The organism is Allomesorhizobium camelthorni (assembly GCF_011045125.1).
Taxonomy (GTDB): domain Bacteria; phylum Pseudomonadota; class Alphaproteobacteria; order Rhizobiales; family Rhizobiaceae; genus Allomesorhizobium; species Allomesorhizobium camelthorni.
Genome location: NZ_JAAKZF010000019.1, coordinates 19,731 through 39,394, shown reverse-complemented (window position 1 = coordinate 39,394; position 19,664 = coordinate 19,731). Strand labels below are relative to the sequence as shown.

At 64.7% G+C, this 19,664-nt stretch carries 16 protein-coding genes; 9 read left to right on the top strand and 7 right to left on the bottom strand.

Translation table 11 applies throughout. The features are described from left to right. Nucleotides 1–23: 23 nt before the first annotated feature. Both G6N73_RS15485 and G6N73_RS15480 read right to left on the bottom strand, forming a co-directional pair. Nucleotides 24–2,477: a GcvT family protein gene (locus G6N73_RS15485; RefSeq protein ID WP_165029070.1), complete on the bottom strand. Its 2,454-nt coding sequence runs from the start codon at nucleotides 2,475–2,477 to the stop codon at nucleotides 24–26. Next, nucleotides 2,474–3,364, bottom strand: coding sequence for a phosphotransferase (locus G6N73_RS15480; protein WP_165029068.1), 891 nt, complete (start codon nucleotides 3,362–3,364; stop codon nucleotides 2,474–2,476). Before G6N73_RS15480 ends, G6N73_RS15485 begins: the two co-directional genes overlap by 4 nt. Nucleotides 3,365–3,881: 517 nt before the next feature. Here G6N73_RS15480 and G6N73_RS15475 point away from each other — a divergent pair. Then, nucleotides 3,882–4,664 (top strand): DeoR/GlpR family DNA-binding transcription regulator, encoded by a 783-nt coding sequence (locus G6N73_RS15475; protein ID WP_165029066.1) that lies wholly within the window; start codon nucleotides 3,882–3,884, stop codon nucleotides 4,662–4,664. Here G6N73_RS15475 and G6N73_RS15470 read toward each other — a convergent pair. Beyond that, nucleotides 4,661–5,563 (bottom strand): NAD(P)/FAD-dependent oxidoreductase, encoded by a 903-nt coding sequence (locus tag G6N73_RS15470; protein WP_165029065.1) that lies wholly within the window; start codon nucleotides 5,561–5,563, stop codon nucleotides 4,661–4,663. The two genes, G6N73_RS15475 and G6N73_RS15470, sit on opposite strands and share 4 nt — an antisense overlap. Continuing rightward, the gene (locus G6N73_RS15465) at nucleotides 5,553–6,002 is read right to left on the bottom strand and encodes an RrF2 family transcriptional regulator (protein WP_165029063.1); all 450 of its coding nucleotides are present in this window, start codon (nucleotides 6,000–6,002) and stop codon (nucleotides 5,553–5,555) included. The genes G6N73_RS15470 and G6N73_RS15465 overlap by 11 nt, the downstream gene beginning before the upstream one ends. A 78-nt stretch (nucleotides 6,003–6,080) precedes the next feature. Here G6N73_RS15465 and G6N73_RS15460 point away from each other — a divergent pair, with 78 nt between their 5' ends. The 8 genes from G6N73_RS15460 to G6N73_RS15425 all read left to right on the top strand — a co-directional run bounded on the left by G6N73_RS15460 (nucleotide 6,081) and on the right by G6N73_RS15425 (nucleotide 15,437). Then, nucleotides 6,081–6,992 (top strand): LysR family transcriptional regulator, encoded by a 912-nt coding sequence (locus G6N73_RS15460; RefSeq protein ID WP_165029061.1) that lies wholly within the window; start codon nucleotides 6,081–6,083, stop codon nucleotides 6,990–6,992. Nucleotides 6,993–7,215: 223 nt separating this feature from the next. After that, a complete protein-coding gene (locus G6N73_RS15455) occupies nucleotides 7,216–8,373 on the top strand; it encodes an ABC transporter substrate-binding protein (RefSeq protein WP_165029059.1) in 1,158 nt (385 codons plus the stop codon). 209 nt (nucleotides 8,374–8,582) lie between these two features. Beyond that, on the top strand, nucleotides 8,583–9,581 hold the full coding sequence (locus tag G6N73_RS15450) for an ABC transporter ATP-binding protein (protein ID WP_165029057.1): 999 nt from the start codon (nucleotides 8,583–8,585) through the stop codon (nucleotides 9,579–9,581). A 319-nt stretch (nucleotides 9,582–9,900) separates the two neighbouring features. Next, nucleotides 9,901–10,275: an endonuclease domain-containing protein gene (locus G6N73_RS15445; protein ID WP_165029055.1), complete on the top strand. Its 375-nt coding sequence runs from the start codon at nucleotides 9,901–9,903 to the stop codon at nucleotides 10,273–10,275. Nucleotides 10,276–10,468: 193 nt separating this feature from the next. After that, nucleotides 10,469–11,446: an ABC transporter permease gene (locus G6N73_RS15440; RefSeq protein WP_165029053.1), complete on the top strand. Its 978-nt coding sequence runs from the start codon at nucleotides 10,469–10,471 to the stop codon at nucleotides 11,444–11,446. Nucleotides 11,447–11,619: 173 nt separating this feature from the next. Next, entirely contained in the window at nucleotides 11,620–12,435 is an 816-nt protein-coding gene (locus G6N73_RS15435) for an ABC transporter permease (protein WP_165029051.1), read from the top strand. Between the two features lie 451 nt (nucleotides 12,436–12,886). After that, nucleotides 12,887–14,314 (top strand): gamma-aminobutyraldehyde dehydrogenase, encoded by a 1,428-nt coding sequence (locus G6N73_RS15430; RefSeq protein WP_165029049.1) that lies wholly within the window; start codon nucleotides 12,887–12,889, stop codon nucleotides 14,312–14,314. A 271-nt stretch (nucleotides 14,315–14,585) separates the two neighbouring features. Further along, a complete protein-coding gene (locus G6N73_RS15425; protein WP_165029048.1) occupies nucleotides 14,586–15,437 on the top strand; it encodes a sugar phosphate isomerase/epimerase family protein in 852 nt (283 codons plus the stop codon). A 53-nt stretch (nucleotides 15,438–15,490) separates the two neighbouring features. On the opposite strand, the gene G6N73_RS15420 is transcribed toward G6N73_RS15425, so the two are convergent. From G6N73_RS15420 to fdhF, 3 genes are all read right to left on the bottom strand, one after another. Then, the gene (locus G6N73_RS15420; RefSeq protein WP_165029046.1) at nucleotides 15,491–15,784 is read right to left on the bottom strand and encodes a formate dehydrogenase subunit delta; all 294 of its coding nucleotides are present in this window, start codon (nucleotides 15,782–15,784) and stop codon (nucleotides 15,491–15,493) included. Continuing rightward, nucleotides 15,774–16,598, bottom strand: a complete 825-nt coding sequence (gene fdhD, locus G6N73_RS15415; protein ID WP_165029044.1) for a formate dehydrogenase accessory sulfurtransferase FdhD — start codon at nucleotides 16,596–16,598, stop codon at nucleotides 15,774–15,776. The genes G6N73_RS15420 and fdhD overlap by 11 nt, the downstream gene beginning before the upstream one ends. Before the next feature lie 159 nt (nucleotides 16,599–16,757). Next, on the bottom strand, nucleotides 16,758–19,658 hold the full coding sequence (gene fdhF, locus G6N73_RS15410; protein ID WP_425484092.1) for a formate dehydrogenase subunit alpha: 2,901 nt from the start codon (nucleotides 19,656–19,658) through the stop codon (nucleotides 16,758–16,760). Nucleotides 19,659–19,664 lie beyond the last annotated feature (6 nt).

The window sequence follows — 19,664 nt, the reverse complement described above, 5'->3', positions numbered from 1 at the left end:
GCTGGCGGCAATGCGCGCTTTGCTTATGCCCGCACCTTCGCTCCCGCCGGGTCGTAAAGCGGCTCGATATGAAGCGCCGCTTTCGTCCGCTCCATCGCCACGACCAGCTCATATTCGCCCGACGCGAGATACTCGCCGCTGACGCCGTCGGCGTTGCGGACATAGCCGTAGCCGATGTTCTTGCCGACCGTGTAGCCATAGCCGCCGCTGGTCAGATAGCCGACCGCTTCGCCGTTCCGCAGGATCGTCTCGCGCCCGAGAAGCACGATCTCGGGGTCGTCGACAGTGAAGCAGGCGAGGCGCTTTTTCGGCGTTGCACCCTGCAACGCCTCGAGCGCCTTTCGGCCGATGAAGTCCGTATCCTTGCGCAGTTTCACAGCCCAGCCCAGCCCGGCCTCGAAGGGCGTGTCGTTGGGCGTGATGTCGGAACCCCAGGCGCGATAGCCCTTTTCCAGCCGCAGCGATTCCAGCGCGCGATAGCCGACCGGGCGGACGCCGTGCGGCTTGCCCGCCGCCGTCAGCGTGTCGAAAACGTCGCCCGTGGCGCTGATCGGCACATGCAGTTCCCAGCCGAGTTCGCCGACATAGGTCACGCGCAGCGCCCGCACGGTATAACCGGCGATGGCGATCTCGCGGACATGGCCGAACGGGAAGGCGGCGTTGGAGACGTCCGCGTCGGTGACCGCCGCCAGCACGTCCCGCGCGCGTGGTCCCATCAGCGATAGCGTGCCGAATTCTTCGGTCACATCGGCAAGCGCCGCATCGAGCCCGGCCGGGATATGATCCCTGATCCAGGCGAGATCGTGTGTGCGGAAACCGGTGCCGGTGACGATGTAGAATTTGTCGTCGGCAAGCCGCGCCACGGTCAGGTCCGCCTCGATGCCCGCGCGGCTGTTCAGCAGCTGCGTATAAGTGAGCCGCCCCGCCGGCTTGGCCACATCGTTGGCGCAGATCCAATCCAGCGCCTTCAGCGCGTCTGCTCCCGTCATCTCGTATTTGGCGAAGGAGGACTGGTCGAAGATGCCGACCGCCTCGCGCACATGCCGGTGCTCCTCGCCGACAGGCTCGAACCAGTTCTGGCGGCCCATCGAATAGATGTCGCGCGCCTCGATCCCCTCGGGCGCGAACCAGTTCGGCCGCTCCCAGCCGAGCTTGGAGCCGAACACCGCGCGGCGCGCCCTCAGCCTTTCATAGAGCGGCGAAACGACGCGCGGCCGGCCGCTCTCATATTCCTCATGTGGGAAGCCGATCGTGTAGTGCTTGCCATAGGCCTCCAGTGTGCGATCCGAGACCCATTGGCGGTCGCGATGCAGGCCGGAGAAACGGCGGATGTCGACCACCCAGAGATCGAGCGGCGCCTCGCCGTCCATCGTCCACTGCGCCAGCACCCAGCCGGCGCCGCCGCCCGACGCGATGCCGAAGGCGTTGAAGCCCGCGCCGACGAACATGTTCTCGCATTCGGGCGCGACGCCGAGGATGAAATTGCCGTCAGGCGTAAAGCTCTCCGGGCCGTTGATCATCTGCTTGACGCCGGCCGTCTCCAACGCCGGGATGCGGGCGATCGCCTGGGTCATATGCTGTTCGAAATGGTCCCAGTCGTCGTCGAACAGCCGGAACTGCCAGTCGCCGGGAACGTCCCCGCCCGACAGCCCGGTCGTCCATGCCTGCGGGTTGGGCTCGTAGCCGCCCATCACCAGCCCTCCGACCTCCTCCTTGAAATAGGTACGCCGGTCCGGGTCGCGGATCGTCGGCGCATCGGCCGCCAGCCCGGCGATCTTCTCGGTGATGATGTACTGGTGCTTGACCGGTTGCAGCGGCACGTTGATGCCGGCCATCGCGCCCACCTGCCGCGCCCACTGGCCGGCGCAGTTCACCACCTTTTCGCAAGCGATGTCGCCCTGGTCCGTGTTCACCTTAACGATGCGGCCGTCCTTCATCTCGAAGCCGGTGACGCGGACATCCTCGAACAGTCTCGCGCCGTGCATGCGCGCGCCCTTGGCCAGCGACTGCGTGATGTCGGACGGGCTCGCCTGGCCGTCGGTCGGCAGCCAGCTTGCGCCGACGAGGTCACCGACCTCCATCAGCGGCCACATTGCCTTCACCTCCGCCGGCGATAGAAGCTGCATGTCCATGCCGAAGCTCTTGGCCGTCGTCGCCAGCCGCTTGTATTCGGTCCAGCGATCCTGGTTGGCAGCGAGCCGCAGGCATCCCGTCATCTTCCAGCCGGTCGCGAGCCCGGTTTCGGCTTCCAGCCCCTTGTAGAGCTCGACCGAATATTTCAGCACCCGCGTGATCGAGGCCGACGACCGCAACTGCCCGACTAGGCCCGCCGCATGCCATGTCGAGCCCGAGGTCAGCTTGCCCTGCTCCAGAAGCACTACGTCGGTCTTGTGATCGCGCGCCAGATGATAGGCCGTCGAGCAGCCGACAATGCCGCCGCCGATGACGACGATCCGGGCGTGGCTTGGCAGGGTCATGCTCGGGATTTTCCGTATGCGAGGCGGTAGCGTTCGAGCGCCTCAGTGAGGCGCGTCAGGTTGTCTTGCGTATAGGCGACATAGTCTACGCCGGGCGCGGTCAGGTGCAGTTCAGAGACCATGCTCCACATCGCCTCGCGCAGCAGCGAGGCGCACTGCATCGCCGCATGGGAGCGCAGCAGTTCGATCGAGGGCTTGCTGCCGAAATAGGCGGCCAGGAATTCTTGCGATTCCTGCTCCGTCATGCCCGCGTTCGAGGCCGCGCCGGCGAGGTCGAACATGGCGGTGGAGAAGCCGGCATATTCGAAGTCGATCAGCCAGAGCCGCGAGCCGTCGTCGAGTATGTTGGCGGGCAGCAGGTCGTTATGGCCGAAGATCACCGGCAGCGCCGTCTGCGCCTGCTCCAGTTCCTCGGCGAGCGCCAGATAGCCGGGGAGTTCGGCCGCCATGCGGCTGCCGCCGGCCTCCAGCGTTCGGGCATAGTCGCGGATGACGTGGAAGACCCAGAACATGAATCCCGCGCCCGAGATGTGCCGCGGCATCTCGGTGTGGAAACGCCTGAGCAGCAGCGCTATTCGCTCACGGTTTGCCCGCACGTCCTCCGCGCCATAGGTCTTCGCGCCAAGAAACGCGGTCACCATGACGCCCGGCTCGGCATATTGCACCTCGGGCGCGAAGCCGGCGGCGTGGGCGGCGCGCGCGGTCATGATCTCGCGCTCGCGCGAAACGTGGTGGAACGGAAAATCTCTGCCGAAACGCACGACATGCCGGCCCACGCCGTCGGTCACCAGATAGCTCTCATTGCTGATGCCGCCGCGCAGCGGCTCGATCGCGACGCCGCCTTTCCACAGGGGCAGCGCACGGATGCGGTCTTCGGAGGTTGTCACGCGAAGCTCCGCCCGGCTCGCGTCGCGAAAACCGTCGAAGATTGGCGCAGGAGAGCGCTGCCGCAAAGTCTGCCTCCCCCTTGAGGGCAGGGCAATCGCATATAATTGGAATGAGGCGCTGGCGACCCCCTCCCCCTTGAGGGGAGGGATAGAGGGTGGGGGTATGACGACAGCTTTCTTATCCGATTTGACGCAAAAATGAGGGTAGTTCGGAGGCGATCGGCGTGGTTTCTACCCCCACCCTCTATCCCTCCCCTCAAGGGGGAGGGGTCGCCAGCGCCGTACTGCACCCACATGCAATAGCCCTGCCCTTGTAGGGAAAGGTTAGGGGTCGGGGTAAGTCTGTGTGCAAGATCGGTCACGCGCGGCAATCTCTGCACCCGGTTGCCGCTTGTCAACGTTATGCTGTGGTTATTCCTGTCTTTTTGACCGCTTTGTTCAGCCCTTGTTTGCATTGAATGCCCGGCTTCCCTAGAACCGGTCATTGATTGCGATATTCCGGCAGGATCCCGAAGTAATGAACCATTCGAAACGGCATGGCGAAATTCTGCGGCTCGTGCGCGAGGAGGGCACCATCAGCATTGCCGATCTCGCCGCAAGGCTCGACGTCTCGCTGGAGACGGTGCGCCGCGACGTCAAGCCGCTCACCAGTGACGGTTCGGTGCTGAAGATGCACGGCGCGATCGGCTTGCCATCGCTTGCCGGCGAAGCGCCGTTCGAGCGCCGCATGCGCGAGAACGCCGACGCCAAGCGCGCCATCGCCAAACATATTGCCGCCACCATCCGCGACGGCGAATCCGTCATGCTCGACACCGGTACTACGACCAGTTTCCTCGCCCGCGAACTGCTCGGTCACCGGCGGCTGACCGTGATCACCAACTCGTCCGACATCGCCCGCACCCTGGCCACCGTCAACGGCAACAAGGTCTATATGGCCGGCGGCGAGCTGCGCAGCGATTCCGGCGCCGCCTTCGGCGCCTCGGCCATCGAATTCGTCAGCCGCTTCAGCGTCAACCACGCGGTCATCACGGCGGCCGCCGTCGACGCCTCCACCGGCATCATGGACTACGATCTGGACGAGGCGGAGTTCGCGCGCATGGTGGTCTCGCGTGGCATGCGCGCGCTGGTGGCGACCGACCGCAGCAAGTTCGGCCGCCAGGGGCTGGTCAAGGTCTGCTCATTCTCGGGCTTCCACGAACTGGTCACCGACCGAATGCCCCCGCGCGACATCGCCGCCGCCATCGGCGAAGCCGGCGCCAGGCTCACCATCGCCGGCGGCCAGCAAGCGGCGGCGGGCTAAAAGCTGTCCCAAATCAGCGACCGGTGTGCCGCCACGCCGGCAAACGCGCCGTCCGCCACCGCAAACGCGATATTGGTCATGGAGCGGGCGGCGTCGCCCGCCGCATAGACGCCCGGAACGCTCGTCTGCTGCAGCTCGTCGACTTTGACGATCGGGCCAAGCCCGCCCTCCGCGAAGGCGCAGCCCAGTTGTTCGGCGAGCGGGCTCGCCATGCTGGTGCGCGGCGCTGTGAACAGCGCCTTGACCCGGACCGCGCGCCCGTCCTCGAGGCGCACCACCAGTCCGTCCGCGCCAACGGCCTCGCAGGCAGCGATGCGCGCCGGCTCCAGTTTAACGCCTCGTCCATCGAGCGCCCGCATCTGCTCCGCATCCGGTTCGAAGGCGGCGTTGGTGAACAGCGTGACGTCGCCCCAATCGGGAATGAGCAGCGCCTGGTGCATCGATATCGCGCCGACAGCCAGCACGCCGAGCGGCCCGCCCGCAGCCTCGTAGCCATGGCAGTAGGGGCAGTGCAGCACGGTCTTGCCCCATTGCTCCTGCAGGCCGGGAATGTCCGGCAGCGTGTCGCGGACGCCGGTCGCGAGCAGCAGCCGAGCCCCTTCGAACGTCTTGCCGTCCTCCAGTGCGACGGCGAAACCGTCGCCCGCCGCCTCGGCCTTCGCCGCATACGCATCGACGATTATCGCTGTCGGATAGGCGAGCAGCTGCTTCCTCGCATCGCCGAGAATGTCCGCCGGCGTGCGGCCGTCCTGCCCCAGGAATCCGTGCGAGTGCGCCGCGAAGCGGTTGCGCGGCTGTCCGCCGTCGATCACCAGCACCCGCCGGCGCGCCCTTGCGACCTGCGTTGCGGCGGAGAGGCCGGCGAAGCTGCCGCCCACCACGATCAAATCATACTGCATGGCTGGTCACTCCTATTTCGTCATAGCGGCGGCGAAAATCGGCCGCCAGGTCGGCAAGCGTGATGCGGCCGAGCTTCTCGGCGAGCAGCCGTTCGGCCTCAGTGCGAAAACCCTCCAGCGCCGCGATCACCGCCTGCTCGACCAGGCAGCCGGGGCTTTCCGGCTCGGTGCTGAACGGCAGCAGCGTCTCGCCGAGGGCCGAGCTGATCTCGGCCAGCGTAATCCGCTCCGGCGCGCGGCCGAGCTGCCAGCCGCCGCCATGCCCGCGCGAGGAGGCGACGACGCCCGCTTCGCGCAGGCCCGCTATGCTGCGCCTGACGACCACCGGATTGGTGTGGATGAAGGACGAGAGCTCCTCCGAGGTCAGCGCCCGCCCGCCCGCTTCGGCCATGTGGACGAGCATGTGCAAGGCGGAGGAAAATCGGCTGTTTCGTTTCATGTAACTAAATTAGTTACGAATCTTCCAGCCGTCAAGCCGCCACTTCCCAACACCCGCGCCAGCGTGTCTATTTGCGCCATGGCGTTCACCATCAGGCAGCTGCAGTTCTTCGTCGCCGTGGCCGAGCAGGGCACGGTTTCGCGCGCCGCGCAGAACCTGTCGATCTCGCAGTCCTCGGTCACCGAAGCGATCAAGGAGCTCGAAAGCGATCTCGGCGTCGAACTCTTCGAGCGCCATCCGCGCGGGCTCAACATCACCCACAAGGGCCATCAGTTCCTGCGCCACGCCACAAAGATCCTGGCCGACGTTTCGGATGCGCGCCGCACCTTCTCGCATGAGCAGGAGCGGACGAGCGGCCGGCTGCATCTCGGCGTCACCTCGCTGGTCGCCGGCTATGTGCTTTCCGACCTTCTCGCCCGCTACCGCCGCGCCTTTCCCGGCGTCGAGGTCACCGCCATCGAGGACAATGGCGACTATCTCGAGCATCTGCTGGTCGGCGGCGAGCTCGACGTCGCCGTCATGGTCATCTCCAACCTGCGCGACCGCATGGCGCTGCAGGCCGAAATCCTCGAAGTCTCGCCCTACCGGCTGTGGCTGCCGCTCGGCCACCACCTCGCCGGCGCCGACATCATCGGCGTCAACGACATCGCCGCCGAGCCTCTGATCATGCTGACCGTCGACGAGATCGAGGAGAACACCGGCAAGCTTCTGGTGGCGCTCGGCGCGCGCCCGCATGTCGCCTTCCGCACCCGCTCGGTCGAGGCGGTGCGCAGCCTCGTCGCCACCGGCGCCGGCGTGGCGCTCCTGCCGGACCTCGTCTACCGGCCGTGGTCGCTGGAAGGCGACCGCATCGAATCCCGCGACATCTCCGGCGCGCTGCCGGTGGTGCAGGTCGGCATGGTCTGGCGGCGCGGCTCCAGCCTGCCGCAATCGGCCCGCGACTTCATCGGCATGGCGCAGGGCCAGCGCTCCGTCCGCCAGCGACCGTAGCTCCCGGGGACAGTTTACTTTTTTCCGCTCGCATTGTGCTGGAGGTGCTTCGGCCTCTTTGCGGAAAGAAAGTAAACTGTCCCCTGAGCCTTCCATACCTATCGGAAAAACCGATATCGGCGTTCTGACAAATGAATTTGCGAATGCGCGATATTCGGGTCACCTTGCATTTGCCGGGATAACGCCGCCTCCAGAGAGCGGCCCCGCCAATGGGAGAATCGTCATGAAATCGTTCCTGAAATCCTGCACCGCGCTGACTGTCGCATTGAGCTTCTCCGGCCAGGCAATCGCCCAGGTCAAGGAGATCGGCGAAGGCGAGGGCCAGGTCAACATCGTCGCCTGGGCCGGCTATATCGAGCGCGGCGAGACCGACAAGAATTTCGACTGGGTGACCAAGTTTGAAGAGGCGACGGGCTGCAAGGTCAACGTCAAGACCGCCAACACCTCCGACGAAATGGTCGCGCTGATGAACGAGGGCGGCTTCGACCTCGTCACCGCCTCGGGCGACGCCTCGCTGCGGCTGATCGCCGGCAAGCGCGTGCAGCCGATCAACATCGACCTGATCAAGAGCTGGGGAACGATCGACGACCGCCTCAAGGACGCGCCCTGGCACACGGTCGACGGCGTCCATTACGGCGTGCCCTACATGTGGGGGCCGAACGTTCTGATGTACAACACCAACGTCTTCAAGGAAGCGCCCAAGAGCTGGAACGTGGTGTTCGAGGAGACGAACCTTCCCGACGGCAAGTCCAACAAGGGCCGCGTCCAGGCCTATGACGGTCCGATCCACGTAGCCGACGCGGCGCTCTATTTGATGACGCACAAGCCGGAGCTCGGCATCAAGAGCCCCTACGAGTTGAACGAGGAACAATACAAGGCCGCCCTCGACCTCCTGCGCACCCAGCGCACGCTCGTCGGCCGCTACTGGCATGACGCCTTCATCCAGATCGACGACTTCAAGAACGAAGGCGTCGTCGCCTCCGGCTCGTGGCCGTTCCAGGTCAATCTGCTCAAGGCAGACAAGCAGCCGGTTGCTTCGGTGTTCCCGGAGGAAGGGGTCACTGGCTGGGCCGACACCACCATGATGCATGTCGACGCCGCCAATCCCAACTGCTCCTACATGTGGATGGAGCATTCGCTGTCGTCCAACCTGCAGAGCGACCTCTCGGTCTGGTTCGGCGCCAATCCGTCGGTTCCGGCCGCCTGCACGGATGGGCGCGGCATGCAGACGGCCGAAGGCTGCACCACCAACGGCCTCGACAATTTCGAGCAGGTCAAGTTCTGGACGACGCCGACCGCGAAATGCGCCACCCAGAGCGACCAGTGCGTGCCCTACTACCGCTGGGTGTCGGACTACATCGGCGTCATCGGGGGGCGGTGAGCAGGGTAGCCTGTCCACACAGCATCGCGCCGCCCCTCACCCTTACCCTCTCCCCGTATAGTGACGGGGAGAGGGGGTCGCCAGCGTTGCGGCCAGCCTCCCTTCTCCCCGTCCTGAGCTTGTCGAAGGATACGGGGAGAAGGTGCCGGCAGGCGGATGAAGGGCAGCGCCGGCATCGAAACGGAATCCACCCTCTGATGGCATCACCAATGACCACCGCCGTCTCCTTCCGACAAGTCTCCCGCCACTTCGGCACAGTGAAGGCCGTCGATGCGGTCGACCTCGACATCAGGCCCGGCGAGTTCTTTGCCATGCTGGGGCCGTCCGGCTCGGGCAAGACCACCTGCCTTCGCCTCATCGCCGGCTTCGAGCAGCCGACCGCCGGAAGCATCGAGATCTTCGGCGAGCGCGCCGAGGGCGTCCCGCCCTATCGCCGCAACGTCAACACCGTGTTCCAGGACTACGCGCTGTTTCCGCATCTGAACGTGCTGGACAATGTCGCCTATGGGCTGATGGTCCGCGGCGTCGGCAAGGCCGAGCGGGCGTCGGCCGCCGAGGAGGCGCTGCGGCTGGTGCAGCTTCCCGGCTATGGCGCCCGCCGCCCGGGCCAGCTTTCGGGCGGCCAGCGCCAGCGCGTCGCGCTCGCCCGTGCGCTGGTCAACAAGCCCAAGGTGCTGCTGCTCGACGAACCGCTCGGCGCGCTCGATCTGAAGCTGCGCGAAAACATGCAGGAAGAGCTGAAGGCGTTGCAGAAGACGCTGGGCATTACCTTCGTCTTCGTCACCCACGACCAGGGCGAGGCGCTGTCCATGGCCGACCGCGTCGCCGTTTTCCACGAGGGCCGCATCAGGCAGATCGGCACGCCGCAGGAAATCTATGAGCGGCCGCGCTCCCGCTTCGTCGCCGATTTCGTCGGCTCCTCCAACGTGCTGCCGCCCGATTTCGTCAAGCTGCATGGCTGCCAGCCGCGTTGGGCAAGCCTTCGGCCGGAAAAGATCCGCATCGGCAACGGCGAAGCCGGGCAGGGGGTCTGCGGCTCCGTTGTGTCGCGCAGCTTTCTCGGCGCCACCAACCGCGTCACCGTCGAGGCCGACGGGCTGCGCCTCCAAATCGTCACGCCCGCCGGCCAACCGCTGCCGGACGACGGCGCCACCGTATCGCTGCACTGGCTGCCGTCCGACCTGCATCTGATGGAAGGCCCGCAATGATCGCCGAGGCTATGCACATCATGCACAGCGGGGCGGAAAGTACCCCCACCCCTAACCCCTCCCCTCAAGGGGGAGGGGAACAAGGTCGCCGCCGTCTCGCCCGAAACCGCCGAAGGTTGGGGTCCGATAGCGCCGCCGCAGAATCCCCCTCCCCCTTGAGGGGAGGGGCTAGGGGTGGGGGTACTTCCAATCGAAATCGCCGAAGGTTGGGGTTGGCTAGCGCCGCCGCGGAATCCCCCTCCCCCTTGAGGGGAGGGGTTAGGGGTGGGGGTACTTTCGCCAGAAATCATCTCGTTTCGACCGCAAAGGCCTAGTTGCCATGCCAACGTCAGTCACCCCTGCCGCCATCTCCAGAGCCCGCAAGCTGCGCCGCAACATGACGGATGGCGAGCGGAAGCTCTGGTCCGAGCTCAAGGAATTCCGCCGCCTCTACGGATTGCACGCGCGCAAACAGACGCCCATTGGACCTTATGTTGTCGACTTCGTGATCCACTCCAAGGCGCTGGTGATCGAAGTCGATGGTGAGCACCATTTTCTGCCCGACCGGATGGTTCGAGATACACGTCGCGACGCTTGGCTGGCGACAAAGGGCTATAGCGTCCTGAGATTCACGACGGGCGACCTCTCTGACTCATTCGACGGCTGCATTGAGGAGATACTGCGCGCCTTGGGCCTGATGGATGGCGAAAGATGACCGACAGGCTTCATACCCCCACCCCTAGCCCCTCCCCTCAAGGGGGAGGGGGACTAGGCCACTGCCGTCTCGCCCGAAATCGTCGAAGGCTGGGATCCGATAGCGCCGCCGCAGAATCCCCCTCCCCCTTGAGGGAAGGGGTTAGGGGTGGGGGTACTTCCAATCGAAACCGCCGAAGGTTGGAGGCGGCGATATGAGCAATGCCGCCGCGATTGCCATTTCTGATCGCAAGCCGACCTCCGCCATCCTGCCGAGCCGGGGCGGCATAATCGGTGCGCTCTCCGATCTCTTTTGGCGCAGGCCAAGACTGCTGCTTTTCCTGATGCTGGCGCCGCCGGTGCTGTGGCTCGGCATCGTTTATCTCGGCTCGCTGTTTGCGCTGCTTTTGCAGAGCTTCTTCTCGATCGACGAGTTCTCCGGCCTGATCAACCGCGAACTCACGCTGAAGACCTATGGCGAGCTGTTCCTGCCCGCCAATCTCGACATCATCATCCGCACGGTCACCATGGCCGCCATCGTCACGATCGCGTCGGCCATCATCGCCTTCCCGATCGCCTACTACGCGGCGCGCTTTGCGCGCGGCAAATGGAAGGCGCTGTTCTATCTCGGCATCATGCTGCCGCTGTGGTCCAGCTATCTGGTAAAAATCTACGCCTGGAAGCTGATCCTCGCCAAGGAAGGCATCCTCACCTGGCTGTTCGAAAAACTGCACCTGATGTGGCTGATCGACGCCTGGCTTTCCATTCCTGTAGTCGGCGGCAACTCGCTCTCGGTTTCGGCAACCGGCACCTTCATCGTCTTCGTCTATGTTTGGCTGCCCTTCATGGTGCTGCCGGTTCAGGCCGCGCTCGAACGCGTGCCGGGAAGCCTTATCGAGGCGTCCTCCGACCTCGGCGCCTCGCCAGCGCAGACTTTTCGCAACGTGCTGTTTCCGCTGGCGCTGCCGGGCATCGTCGCCGGCTCGATCTTTACCTTCTCGCTGACGCTCGGCGACTACATCATCCCGCAGATCATCGGCACGTCGCGCCTGTTCATCGGCCAGGCGGTCTACGCGCACCAGGGCACGGCCGGCAACATCCCGCTCGCCGCCGCCTTCACCGTCGTTCCGATCGTGGTGATGGGTTTTTATCTGTGGGGCGCAAAACGCATGGGGGCGTTCGATGCGCTGTGAGTTCGCACGCCCCCTCCACCGCCTTCGGCGGTCCCCCTCCCCCGTAAACGGGGGAGGATCAGCGGCGGCGATGCAGTCGGATCCTCCCCTGCGAAGCGGGGGAGGGGGACCACGCGAAGCGTGGTGGAGGGGGCCAGTCTTGCGCATAGGCGTCCGCTCGCAAGGAGCCGCCCATGCGCTCTGACCGCCAGCAATCCGCTCCTCTCGGCCTGAAGATCGCCGCCGCCGCCGGCCTCCTGTTCCTGCATCTGCCGCTGCTTCTGATCTTCGTCTATGCCTTCACCACCGAGGAAAAGAGCTATCAGTGGCCGCCGCCCGGTCTAACCACGCAATGGTTCGCCGTGGCATGGAACCGTCCGGACGTCTGGCAGGCGCTGACGCTGTCGGTGCAGGTCGCAGCCATCTCCACGGCCATCGCGTTGGTGCTCGGCACGCTCTGCGCCGCCGCCGTCAGCCAGACAAAATTCTTCGGCCGCGAAACGATCTCGCTCCTCGTCATCCTGCCGATCGCGCTGCCCGGCATCATCACCGGCATCGCGCTGCGCTCGGCCTTCAACCTCGCCGAAATCCCGTTCTCGTTCTGGACGATCATTCTCGGCCACGCCACTTTCTGCGTGGTCGTGGTCTACAACAACGCCGTCGCGCGCTTCCGCCGCATGTCCGGCTCGCTGATCGAGGCGTCGATGGATCTCGGCGCCGACGGTTTCCAGACCTTCCGCCATGTTATCCTGCCCAACATCGGCACCGCGCTGCTTGCCGGCGGCATGCTGGCCTTCGCGCTGTCCTTCGACGAGGTCATCGTCACCACCTTCACCGCCGGCCAGCAGCAGACGCTGCCGATCTGGATGCTCGAGGAACTGGTGCGGCCGCGCCAGCGCCCGGTCACCAATGTCGTCGCCATGGTCGTCGTCCTGGTGACGCTGCTGCCTATCCTCGCCGCCTATTACCTCACCCGCGACGGCGACCAGATCGCGGGAGGTGGGAAGTGAACACCGACAAATCGAAGCAGTGCGTCCTTCGAGGCTCGCTTCGCTCGCACCTCAGGATGAAGAAGGTCGGCGCCAACTTCTCTCATCCTGAGGCGCGAGTGCGGCACTTCGGAATGAAGGAGGAATGCGCCAACCCTTCCCATCCCGCAAACCCTGTGCCGCATTTCAGGATGAGGGTGACAGCACCCACCTCCCTCATCCTGAGGTGCGACCCTGAGCCTGTCGAAGGGGAGCCTCGAAGGACGCACTGCGATGATCCCCTCCGTCAGCCGCGAAGGTGGGCGATTTGCGGAAAGGGGCAAAGCAAGCTCCGTCATTCCCGGCCTCGTGAGCGAGCGGAGCGAAGCGGAGAGTGTCGGGAATCCATGCCTCGACCGAACAAGCAATCAAAATCGCTCCAGAAAGGTGCGGGCCAGTGGCCGCACCGCTGAAAGATTGAAAGGAAGAAAAAATGTACACCGAGATGCTGATAGGATCGCGCTTCGAAAAGGGCACCGAGACCGAAGAGCCGATCCTGAACCCGAAGACCGGCGAGACCGTGCTTGGCCTGCCCGAGGCGTCGCAGGCCCAGATCGAGGCGGCGGTGGCCGCGGCCGAAAAGGCGTTCGCGATCTGGTCGCGCACCACTCCGGCGCAGCGCTCAGGCTACCTGCTCAAGATCGCCGACCGGATAGAAGCCGACGCGCAGGAGTTCGCCCAGCTCGAGGCGCTGAACTGCGGCAAGCCGATCAATGCCGTGCTCAATGACGAGATACCCGCCATCGTCGATTGCTGGCGCTTCTTCGCCGGCGCGGTGCGCTCCATGCCGGGCGTCGTGGCGGGCGAATATCTGACCGGCCACACCTCGATGATCCGCCGCGACCCCATCGGTGTCGTGGCTTCCATCGCGCCGTGGAACTACCCGCTGATGATGATGGCCTGGAAGCTCGCGCCGGCGATCGGCGGCGGCAATACGGTGGTGTTCAAGCCGTCCGAGCAGACGCCGCTGACGGCGCTGAAGCTGGCCAGGATCCTCGCCGAGATCCTGCCCGAAGGCGTGGTCAACGTCGTGCTCGGGCGCGGCGAAAGCGTCGGCAATGCGCTCATCAACCATCCGAAGATCAACATGATCTCGATCACCGGCGATGTCGCCACCGGCAAGAAGGTGCTGCAGGCCGCCGCCAAATCGGTCAAGCGCACTCATCTCGAACTCGGCGGCAAGGCGCCGGTCATCGTCTTCGACGATGCCGACATCGACGCAGTGGTCAACGGCCTGCGCGCCTTCGGCTACTACAATGCCGGGCAGGACTGCACCGCCGCCTGCCGCATCTATGCCGGCGCGAAAATCTACGACAGGTTGGTCGCGGACCTCTCCTCCGCCGTCTCGACGATAAAGTTCAACCAGCCCGACGACACCGAAAACGAGATCGGGCCGCTGATCTCGCAGCGCCAGCGCGACCGCGTCGCGAGCTTCGTCGAGCGCGCGTCCGAGCTGAAGCACATCGAGATCACCACCGGCGGCCGGCCGGGCGAGGGCGGCGGCTTCTTCTATCAGCCGACGGTCGTCGCCGGCGCGTTGCAGGAGGACGAGATCGTTCGCCGCGAAGTGTTCGGGCCGGTGGTCTCGGTGACGCGCTTTTCCGACGTCGACCAGGCGGTCGACTGGGCCAATGACAGCGACTACGGCCTGGCCTCCTCCGTCTGGACGAAGGACGTGTCGCGCGCCATGGCGACGGCCGCCCGCCTGCAATATGGCTGCACTTGGATCAACACGCATTTCATGCTGACCAACGAGATGCCGCATGGCGGTCTGAAGCAGTCCGGCTACGGCAAGGACATGTCGCTTTACGCGCTGGAGGACTACACCGCCGTCCGCCACGTCATGATCGCGCATGGGTGACGCGATAGCACGGCCAAGCGGGCCTTTTTCGATGTGAGATCGCGCCGTTCGCAAGGCCAGGCCGGTTTGTGTACAAATTCCGGCCGTTCCGCCCCGGCTTTTTCGGGCAAGCTATTGTTCTAGCTCGCCATTTTTGGTGCGTGAATGGCGCTGCGGGAGCTTTTTATCCCCCGATCCTTCGCATAAGCGCGTAAAGGGTCCCGTTTGGCCTCTTGCGCGGTTGTCGAAAACTTGCGTATCTGGTCGGACCAGATCACGTGGCGAGGGCTTGATGAAAATCGGCTTCTGCATGTTCCTGTGGACGACCAACGTCACCGGCAAGCACGAGAAACTGCTGAAGGACATCAAGACGACCGGTTATGACGGCGTCGAGATACCGATTTTCGAAGGCTCGCCCGATGACTACAAGCGCCTCGGCGAGATGCTCGACCGCATAGGACTGGAGCGCACAGCCGTTTCGGCCATGGGCGATCCGGCCATGAACCTGATCGGCGACGCCGCCGCCCGCAAGGCCGGCATAAACTACATGAAATGGGCGATCGACTGCGCTTCCGCGCTCGGCGCCGACAGGCTTTCAGGCCCGCTTCATTCGACCCTAGGCCATTTCTCCGGCACTGGTCCGACCACTGCCGAGAAAAAGCGCTCCGTCTCCTCGCAGCGCGCCATCGGCGACCACGCCGCCAAGAAGGGGGTCACTATCGGCCTCGAGGCGCTCAACCGGTTCGAATGCTACTTGGTCAACACGATGGACGATCTCTGCGCCCATCTCGATGAAATTGCTCATGAAAACATCCGCGCGATGTATGATACCTTCCATTGCAACATCGAGGAAGCCGACCCGATTGGCGCGTTCACGAAGCATACGAACCACATCGTCCACGTCCACATTTCCGAGAACGACCGCGGCGTCCCCGGCCGCGGTAACATACCGTGGCGAAAGACTTTTTCGGCGATTCGCGGCAGCGGTTACGACGGCTGGCTGACCATCGAATCCTTCGGGCGCGGCCTGAAGGATCTGGCCGCCGCCACGAAGGTCTGGCGCGATTTCGCCGAAAGCCCCGAAGCGGTCTACCGTGAAGGATTCCAGCATATCAAAGACCACTGGAAGCGGGCGGGGCGCTGATCGGAACCCCTTACGCCTCACCAGTGGGGGGAGTGCTACGCTAGCCCTATCCTTCAGCCACTCACATCGGCATCGGCTTCAGCGGCCTGCGCGGGCGTCACGGGCTCGCTCGGCCTTCTGATCTTGGCCGACGCCTCCAGCACCAGCGGTAAAAGCCCCTCGCCGCCGGCGTCGACGATCTCGAACAGATGCCGGCGCATGCGCGGTTCCCAGAATTTGTTGATGTGCTCGGCAACGCCCGCCACGCCTTCCTCATGCGGCTTCGACTTGAAGAAAGTCGCGATCTGGTTGGCCATGCGCACGAGCTTTGCCTTGACGGCTGCGCTGTGGTTCTCGTCATGCGACATGTTTGGCGGCTCCGGGCGTGATGCGGTGAGGGTGGGTAAAAATGTCGAAGTCGTCGCCGCGCACCAGCGCGACCAAGGTCATGCCGGCTTCCTCGGCCGTTCGGATGGCCAGCGCCGTCGGCGCCGAAACCGCGACGATGAACGCCGCGCCGATCGCCGCCGTCTTCTGCACCATCTCGACCGAAACCCGGCTGGTCACGACGACCGCGCCCGATGAGCCGGCGACGCCCTTGCGCGCCAGCGCTCCGGCAAGCTTGTCCAGCGCATTGTGCCGGCCGACATCCTCGCGCGCCGCGATGACGCCCTGGCCGGGAATGTAGAAGCCGGCCGCATGCACCGCGCCGGTCTCGGCATGCAGCGGCTGCATTTTCGACAGCAGCCGGACCGATTGGACGACATCGGCGGCCGCAAGGTAAAGCGGCGCCGAGCCGACTTCGGCGACTGAACGCATCGCTTCCTCGATCGATTCGATGCCGCACAGCCCGCAGCCGACCGGCCCCGCAAGTCGCCGCCGCCGCGCCTCGAAGCGCGTATTGGCAGAGTCCTTCAGCCTGATCTGAATATCGATGCCGGCGCCGTGATCCTCGACCTCTATTCGCTCGATCTCGTCAGGCGACGCGATGATGCCTTCGGTCAGCGAAAAACCGAGCGCGAAATCCTCGAAATCGGCCGGGCTGGCCATCATCACCGCATGCGTGGTGCCGGCATAGGACAGCGCGATCGGCGTCTCCTCCGGCACCATGCGGGCGGCAGCGCTGATGCCGTTCGCCCGGCGGGCGAGGCGGGAGATTTGCGTGAGGGCAGGGCGTGTCATGGGCGGCGGTATGCTGGATTTCGTGCCCCCTCGACCGCCTTCGGCGGTCCCCCTCCTCCGCTTCGCAGGGGAGGAACCAGCGTCGCCGCTGATCCTCCCCCGTTTACGGGGGAGGGGGACCACGCGAAGCGTGGTGGAGGGGGCATTACAAACACTTCCCTACTCCGCGGCTTCCAGCGCAGGCCGGATGCGGCGGCTCTGGCGCGCCTGCTCGTCATATTCGATCTGCCAGTCCGACGGTCCGTTGGATGGGGCTACCTGCACCGCCGTCACCTTGTATTCCGGGCAGTTGGTCGCCCAGTCCGAAAAGTCGGTGGTGATGACGTTGGCTTGTGTCGTCGGGTGGTGGAAGGTCGTATAGACCACGCCCGGCGACACCCGGTCGGTGATCAGCGCGCGCAGTGTCGTCTCGCCGGCGCGGCTCTGCACGCGCACCCAGTCCTCGTTGCGTATGCCGCGGTTTTCGGCGTCGTGCGGGTGGATTTCCAGCCGGTCCTCCGGGTGCCAGACCACATTGTCGGTGCGCCGCGTCTGCGCCCCGACATTGTAGTGCGAAAGGATGCGCCCGGTGGTGAGCAGCAGTGGGAAGCGCGGTCCGCTCTTCTCGTCTGTCGCCACATATTCCGTGCGGATGAATTTGCCCTTGCCGCGCACGAAGCCGTCGATATGCATGACCGGCGTTCCGAGCGGCGCCTTCTCGTTGCACGGCCACTGCACGGAGCCGACTTCGTCGAGATAGTCGTAGGACACCTTGGCGAAGCTCGGCGTAGTTGCCGCGATCTCGTCCATTATCTCGGAAGGATGGCTGTAGTTCCACGCCAGCCCCATTGCCTGCGCGAGTTTCTGTGTCACTTCCCAGTCGCCAAGGCCGTTCTTCGGGGCCATCACCTTGCGCACGCGGTTGATGCGGCGCTCGGCGTTGGTGAAGGTGCCGTCCTTCTCGAGGAAGGTCGAACCAGGCAGGAAGACATGCGCATAGTTCGCCGTCTCGTTGAGGAAGAGATCGTGGACCACGACGCATTCCATCGCCGCCAGGCCCGCCGCGACATGCTTGGTGTCCGGGTCGGACTGCAAAATGTCCTCGCCCTGGATGTAGATGCCCTTGAACGTGCCTTCGACGGCCGCGTCCAGCATGTTGGGGATACGCAGGCCCGGCTCGTTGTCGAGCTTTACGCCCCACAGCGTTTCATAAATCTCACGTGTCGCGTCGCCGGAAATGTGGCGGTAGCCCGGCAGCTCGTGCGGGAAAGAGCCCATGTCGCAGGCGCCTTGAACGTTATTCTGGCCGCGTAGCGGGTTCACGCCGACGCCTTTGCGGCCGATATTGCCGGTCGCCATCGCAAGGTTGGCGATGGCCATGACCGTGGTCGAGCCCTGGCTGTGCTCGGTGACACCCAGGCCGTAATAGATCGCACCATTTCCGCCCGTTGCATAAAGCCGTGCCGCCCCGCGGATTTCCTCCGGGTCGACACCTGCAAGCTGGCCGACCACTTCCGGGCTGTTTTCGGGCAGCGCCACGAACGACGCCCAATCCTGGAACTCGGCCCAGTCGCAGCGCTCGCGGATGAATTTCTCATCGAACAGGCCCTCGGTCACGATGACATGCGCCAGCGACGTGATCACCGCGACATTGGTGCCGGGCTTCAGCGGCAGATGATGCTGCGCCTCCACATGGGCCGAGCGCACGATATCGGTGCGGCGTGGGTCGAGAACGATCAGCTTGGCGCCCTTGCGCAGCCGCTTCTTCAGCCGCGAGGCGAACACCGGGTGGCCGTCGGTCGGGTTAGCGCCGATAATCATGACGACATCGGTCTCTTCGACCGAGTCGAAATCCTGCGTGCCGGCTGAGGTGCCGTAGGTCTGGCCGAGGCCGTAGCCGGTCGGTGAGTGGCAGACGCGGGCGCAGGTATCGACGTTGTTGTTGAGGAATCCCTGCCGGATCAGCTTCTGGACGAGATAGGTTTCTTCGTTCGTGCAGCGCGAAGAGGTGATGCCGCCGACTGCCGTGCGGCCATATTGATACTGCAGGCGCCGGAATTCGTTGGCGGTATAGGCGAACGCTTCTTCCCACGACACTTCCCGCCATGGATCGGTGATCTTTTCCCGGATCATCGGATTCAGAATGCGGTCCTTGTGGGTCGAATAGCCGTAGGCGAAGCGGCCCTTGACGCAGGAATGGCCGCGATTGGCCTTGCCTTCCCTGTAGGGCACCATGCGGACGAGCTCTTCGCCCTTCATTTCGGCCTTGAAAGAGCAGCCGACGCCGCAATAGGCGCAGGTCGTCACCACCGAATGCTCGGGGCGGCCCATCTCCAGCACCGACTTTTCGCGCAGCGCATCGGTCGGGCAGGCCTGCACGCAGGCGCCGCAGGAAACGCATTCCGAATCGATGAAGTTTTCCGACATGCCCGCCGAAATGCGGGACTCGAAACCCCTGCCGCTGACCGTCAGCGCGAAGGTGCCCTGCACCTCCTCGCAAGCTCGCACGCAGCGCGAGCAGACGATGCATTGCGAGGCGTCATAGGTGAAATAGGGATTGGATTCGTCCCGCGCGATGTAATCGATGTTGAGCGATCCATTGCCGGGCGCGACGCCCGGCTCGACATGGTTACGGCCATCCGTGCCATAGCGGTTCTCGGTGACGCCCACCATCGCTGCCACCTTGTCGAACTCGGTGCCGGCGAGGCCGGCATCCGGATTCCAGGCTTTCGGGTGGTCGGAAACATAAAGCTCCATGACGCCGCGGCGGACCTTGTCCAGACGCTCGGTCTGGGTCTTCACCACGATTCCGTCCGCCACCGGCGTGGTGCAGGAAGCCGGCAGGCCGCCGCGGCCCTCGATCTCGACCAGGCAGACGCGGCAGGAGCCGAACGAGTCCAGCATGTCGGTCGCGCAGAGCTTCGGGATCTCGACCCCCGCGTCCATCGCGGCGCGCATGATCGAGGTTCCCTCGGGAACCGTCACATCGCGGCCGTCGATGTTCAGCGTGACCAGCTTCTCGGACGGGGAAGCCGGCGTGCCGTAATCGATTTCTTCAATCAGCGTTTTGAACTCGGGCATGGCGTT

Bases quoted from the DNA above. Each gene is read 5' to 3' on its own strand.
- G6N73_RS15485 (WP_165029070.1), bottom strand. From the start codon at position 2,477: ATGACCCTGCCAAGCCACGCCCGGATCGTCGTCATCGGCGGCGGCATT.
- G6N73_RS15475 (WP_165029066.1), top strand. From the start codon at position 3,882: ATGAACCATTCGAAACGGCATGGCGAAATTCTGCGGCTCGTGCGCGAG.
- G6N73_RS15470 (WP_165029065.1), bottom strand. From the start codon at position 5,563: ATGCAGTATGATTTGATCGTGGTGGGCGGCAGCTTCGCCGGCCTCTCC.
- G6N73_RS15465 (WP_165029063.1), bottom strand. From the start codon at position 6,002: ATGAAACGAAACAGCCGATTTTCCTCCGCCTTGCACATGCTCGTCCAC.
- G6N73_RS15460 (WP_165029061.1), top strand. From the start codon at position 6,081: ATGGCGTTCACCATCAGGCAGCTGCAGTTCTTCGTCGCCGTGGCCGAG.
- G6N73_RS15455 (WP_165029059.1), top strand. From the start codon at position 7,216: ATGAAATCGTTCCTGAAATCCTGCACCGCGCTGACTGTCGCATTGAGC.
- G6N73_RS15450 (WP_165029057.1), top strand. From the start codon at position 8,583: ATGACCACCGCCGTCTCCTTCCGACAAGTCTCCCGCCACTTCGGCACA.
- G6N73_RS15445 (WP_165029055.1), top strand. From the start codon at position 9,901: ATGCCAACGTCAGTCACCCCTGCCGCCATCTCCAGAGCCCGCAAGCTG.
- G6N73_RS15440 (WP_165029053.1), top strand. From the start codon at position 10,469: ATGAGCAATGCCGCCGCGATTGCCATTTCTGATCGCAAGCCGACCTCC.
- G6N73_RS15435 (WP_165029051.1), top strand. From the start codon at position 11,620: ATGCGCTCTGACCGCCAGCAATCCGCTCCTCTCGGCCTGAAGATCGCC.
- G6N73_RS15430 (WP_165029049.1), top strand. From the start codon at position 12,887: ATGTACACCGAGATGCTGATAGGATCGCGCTTCGAAAAGGGCACCGAG.
- G6N73_RS15425 (WP_165029048.1), top strand. From the start codon at position 14,586: ATGAAAATCGGCTTCTGCATGTTCCTGTGGACGACCAACGTCACCGGC.
- G6N73_RS15420 (WP_165029046.1), bottom strand. From the start codon at position 15,784: ATGTCGCATGACGAGAACCACAGCGCAGCCGTCAAGGCAAAGCTCGTG.
- fdhD (WP_165029044.1), bottom strand. From the start codon at position 16,598: ATGACACGCCCTGCCCTCACGCAAATCTCCCGCCTCGCCCGCCGGGCG.
- fdhF (WP_425484092.1), bottom strand. From the start codon at position 19,658: ATGCCCGAGTTCAAAACGCTGATTGAAGAAATCGATTACGGCACGCCG.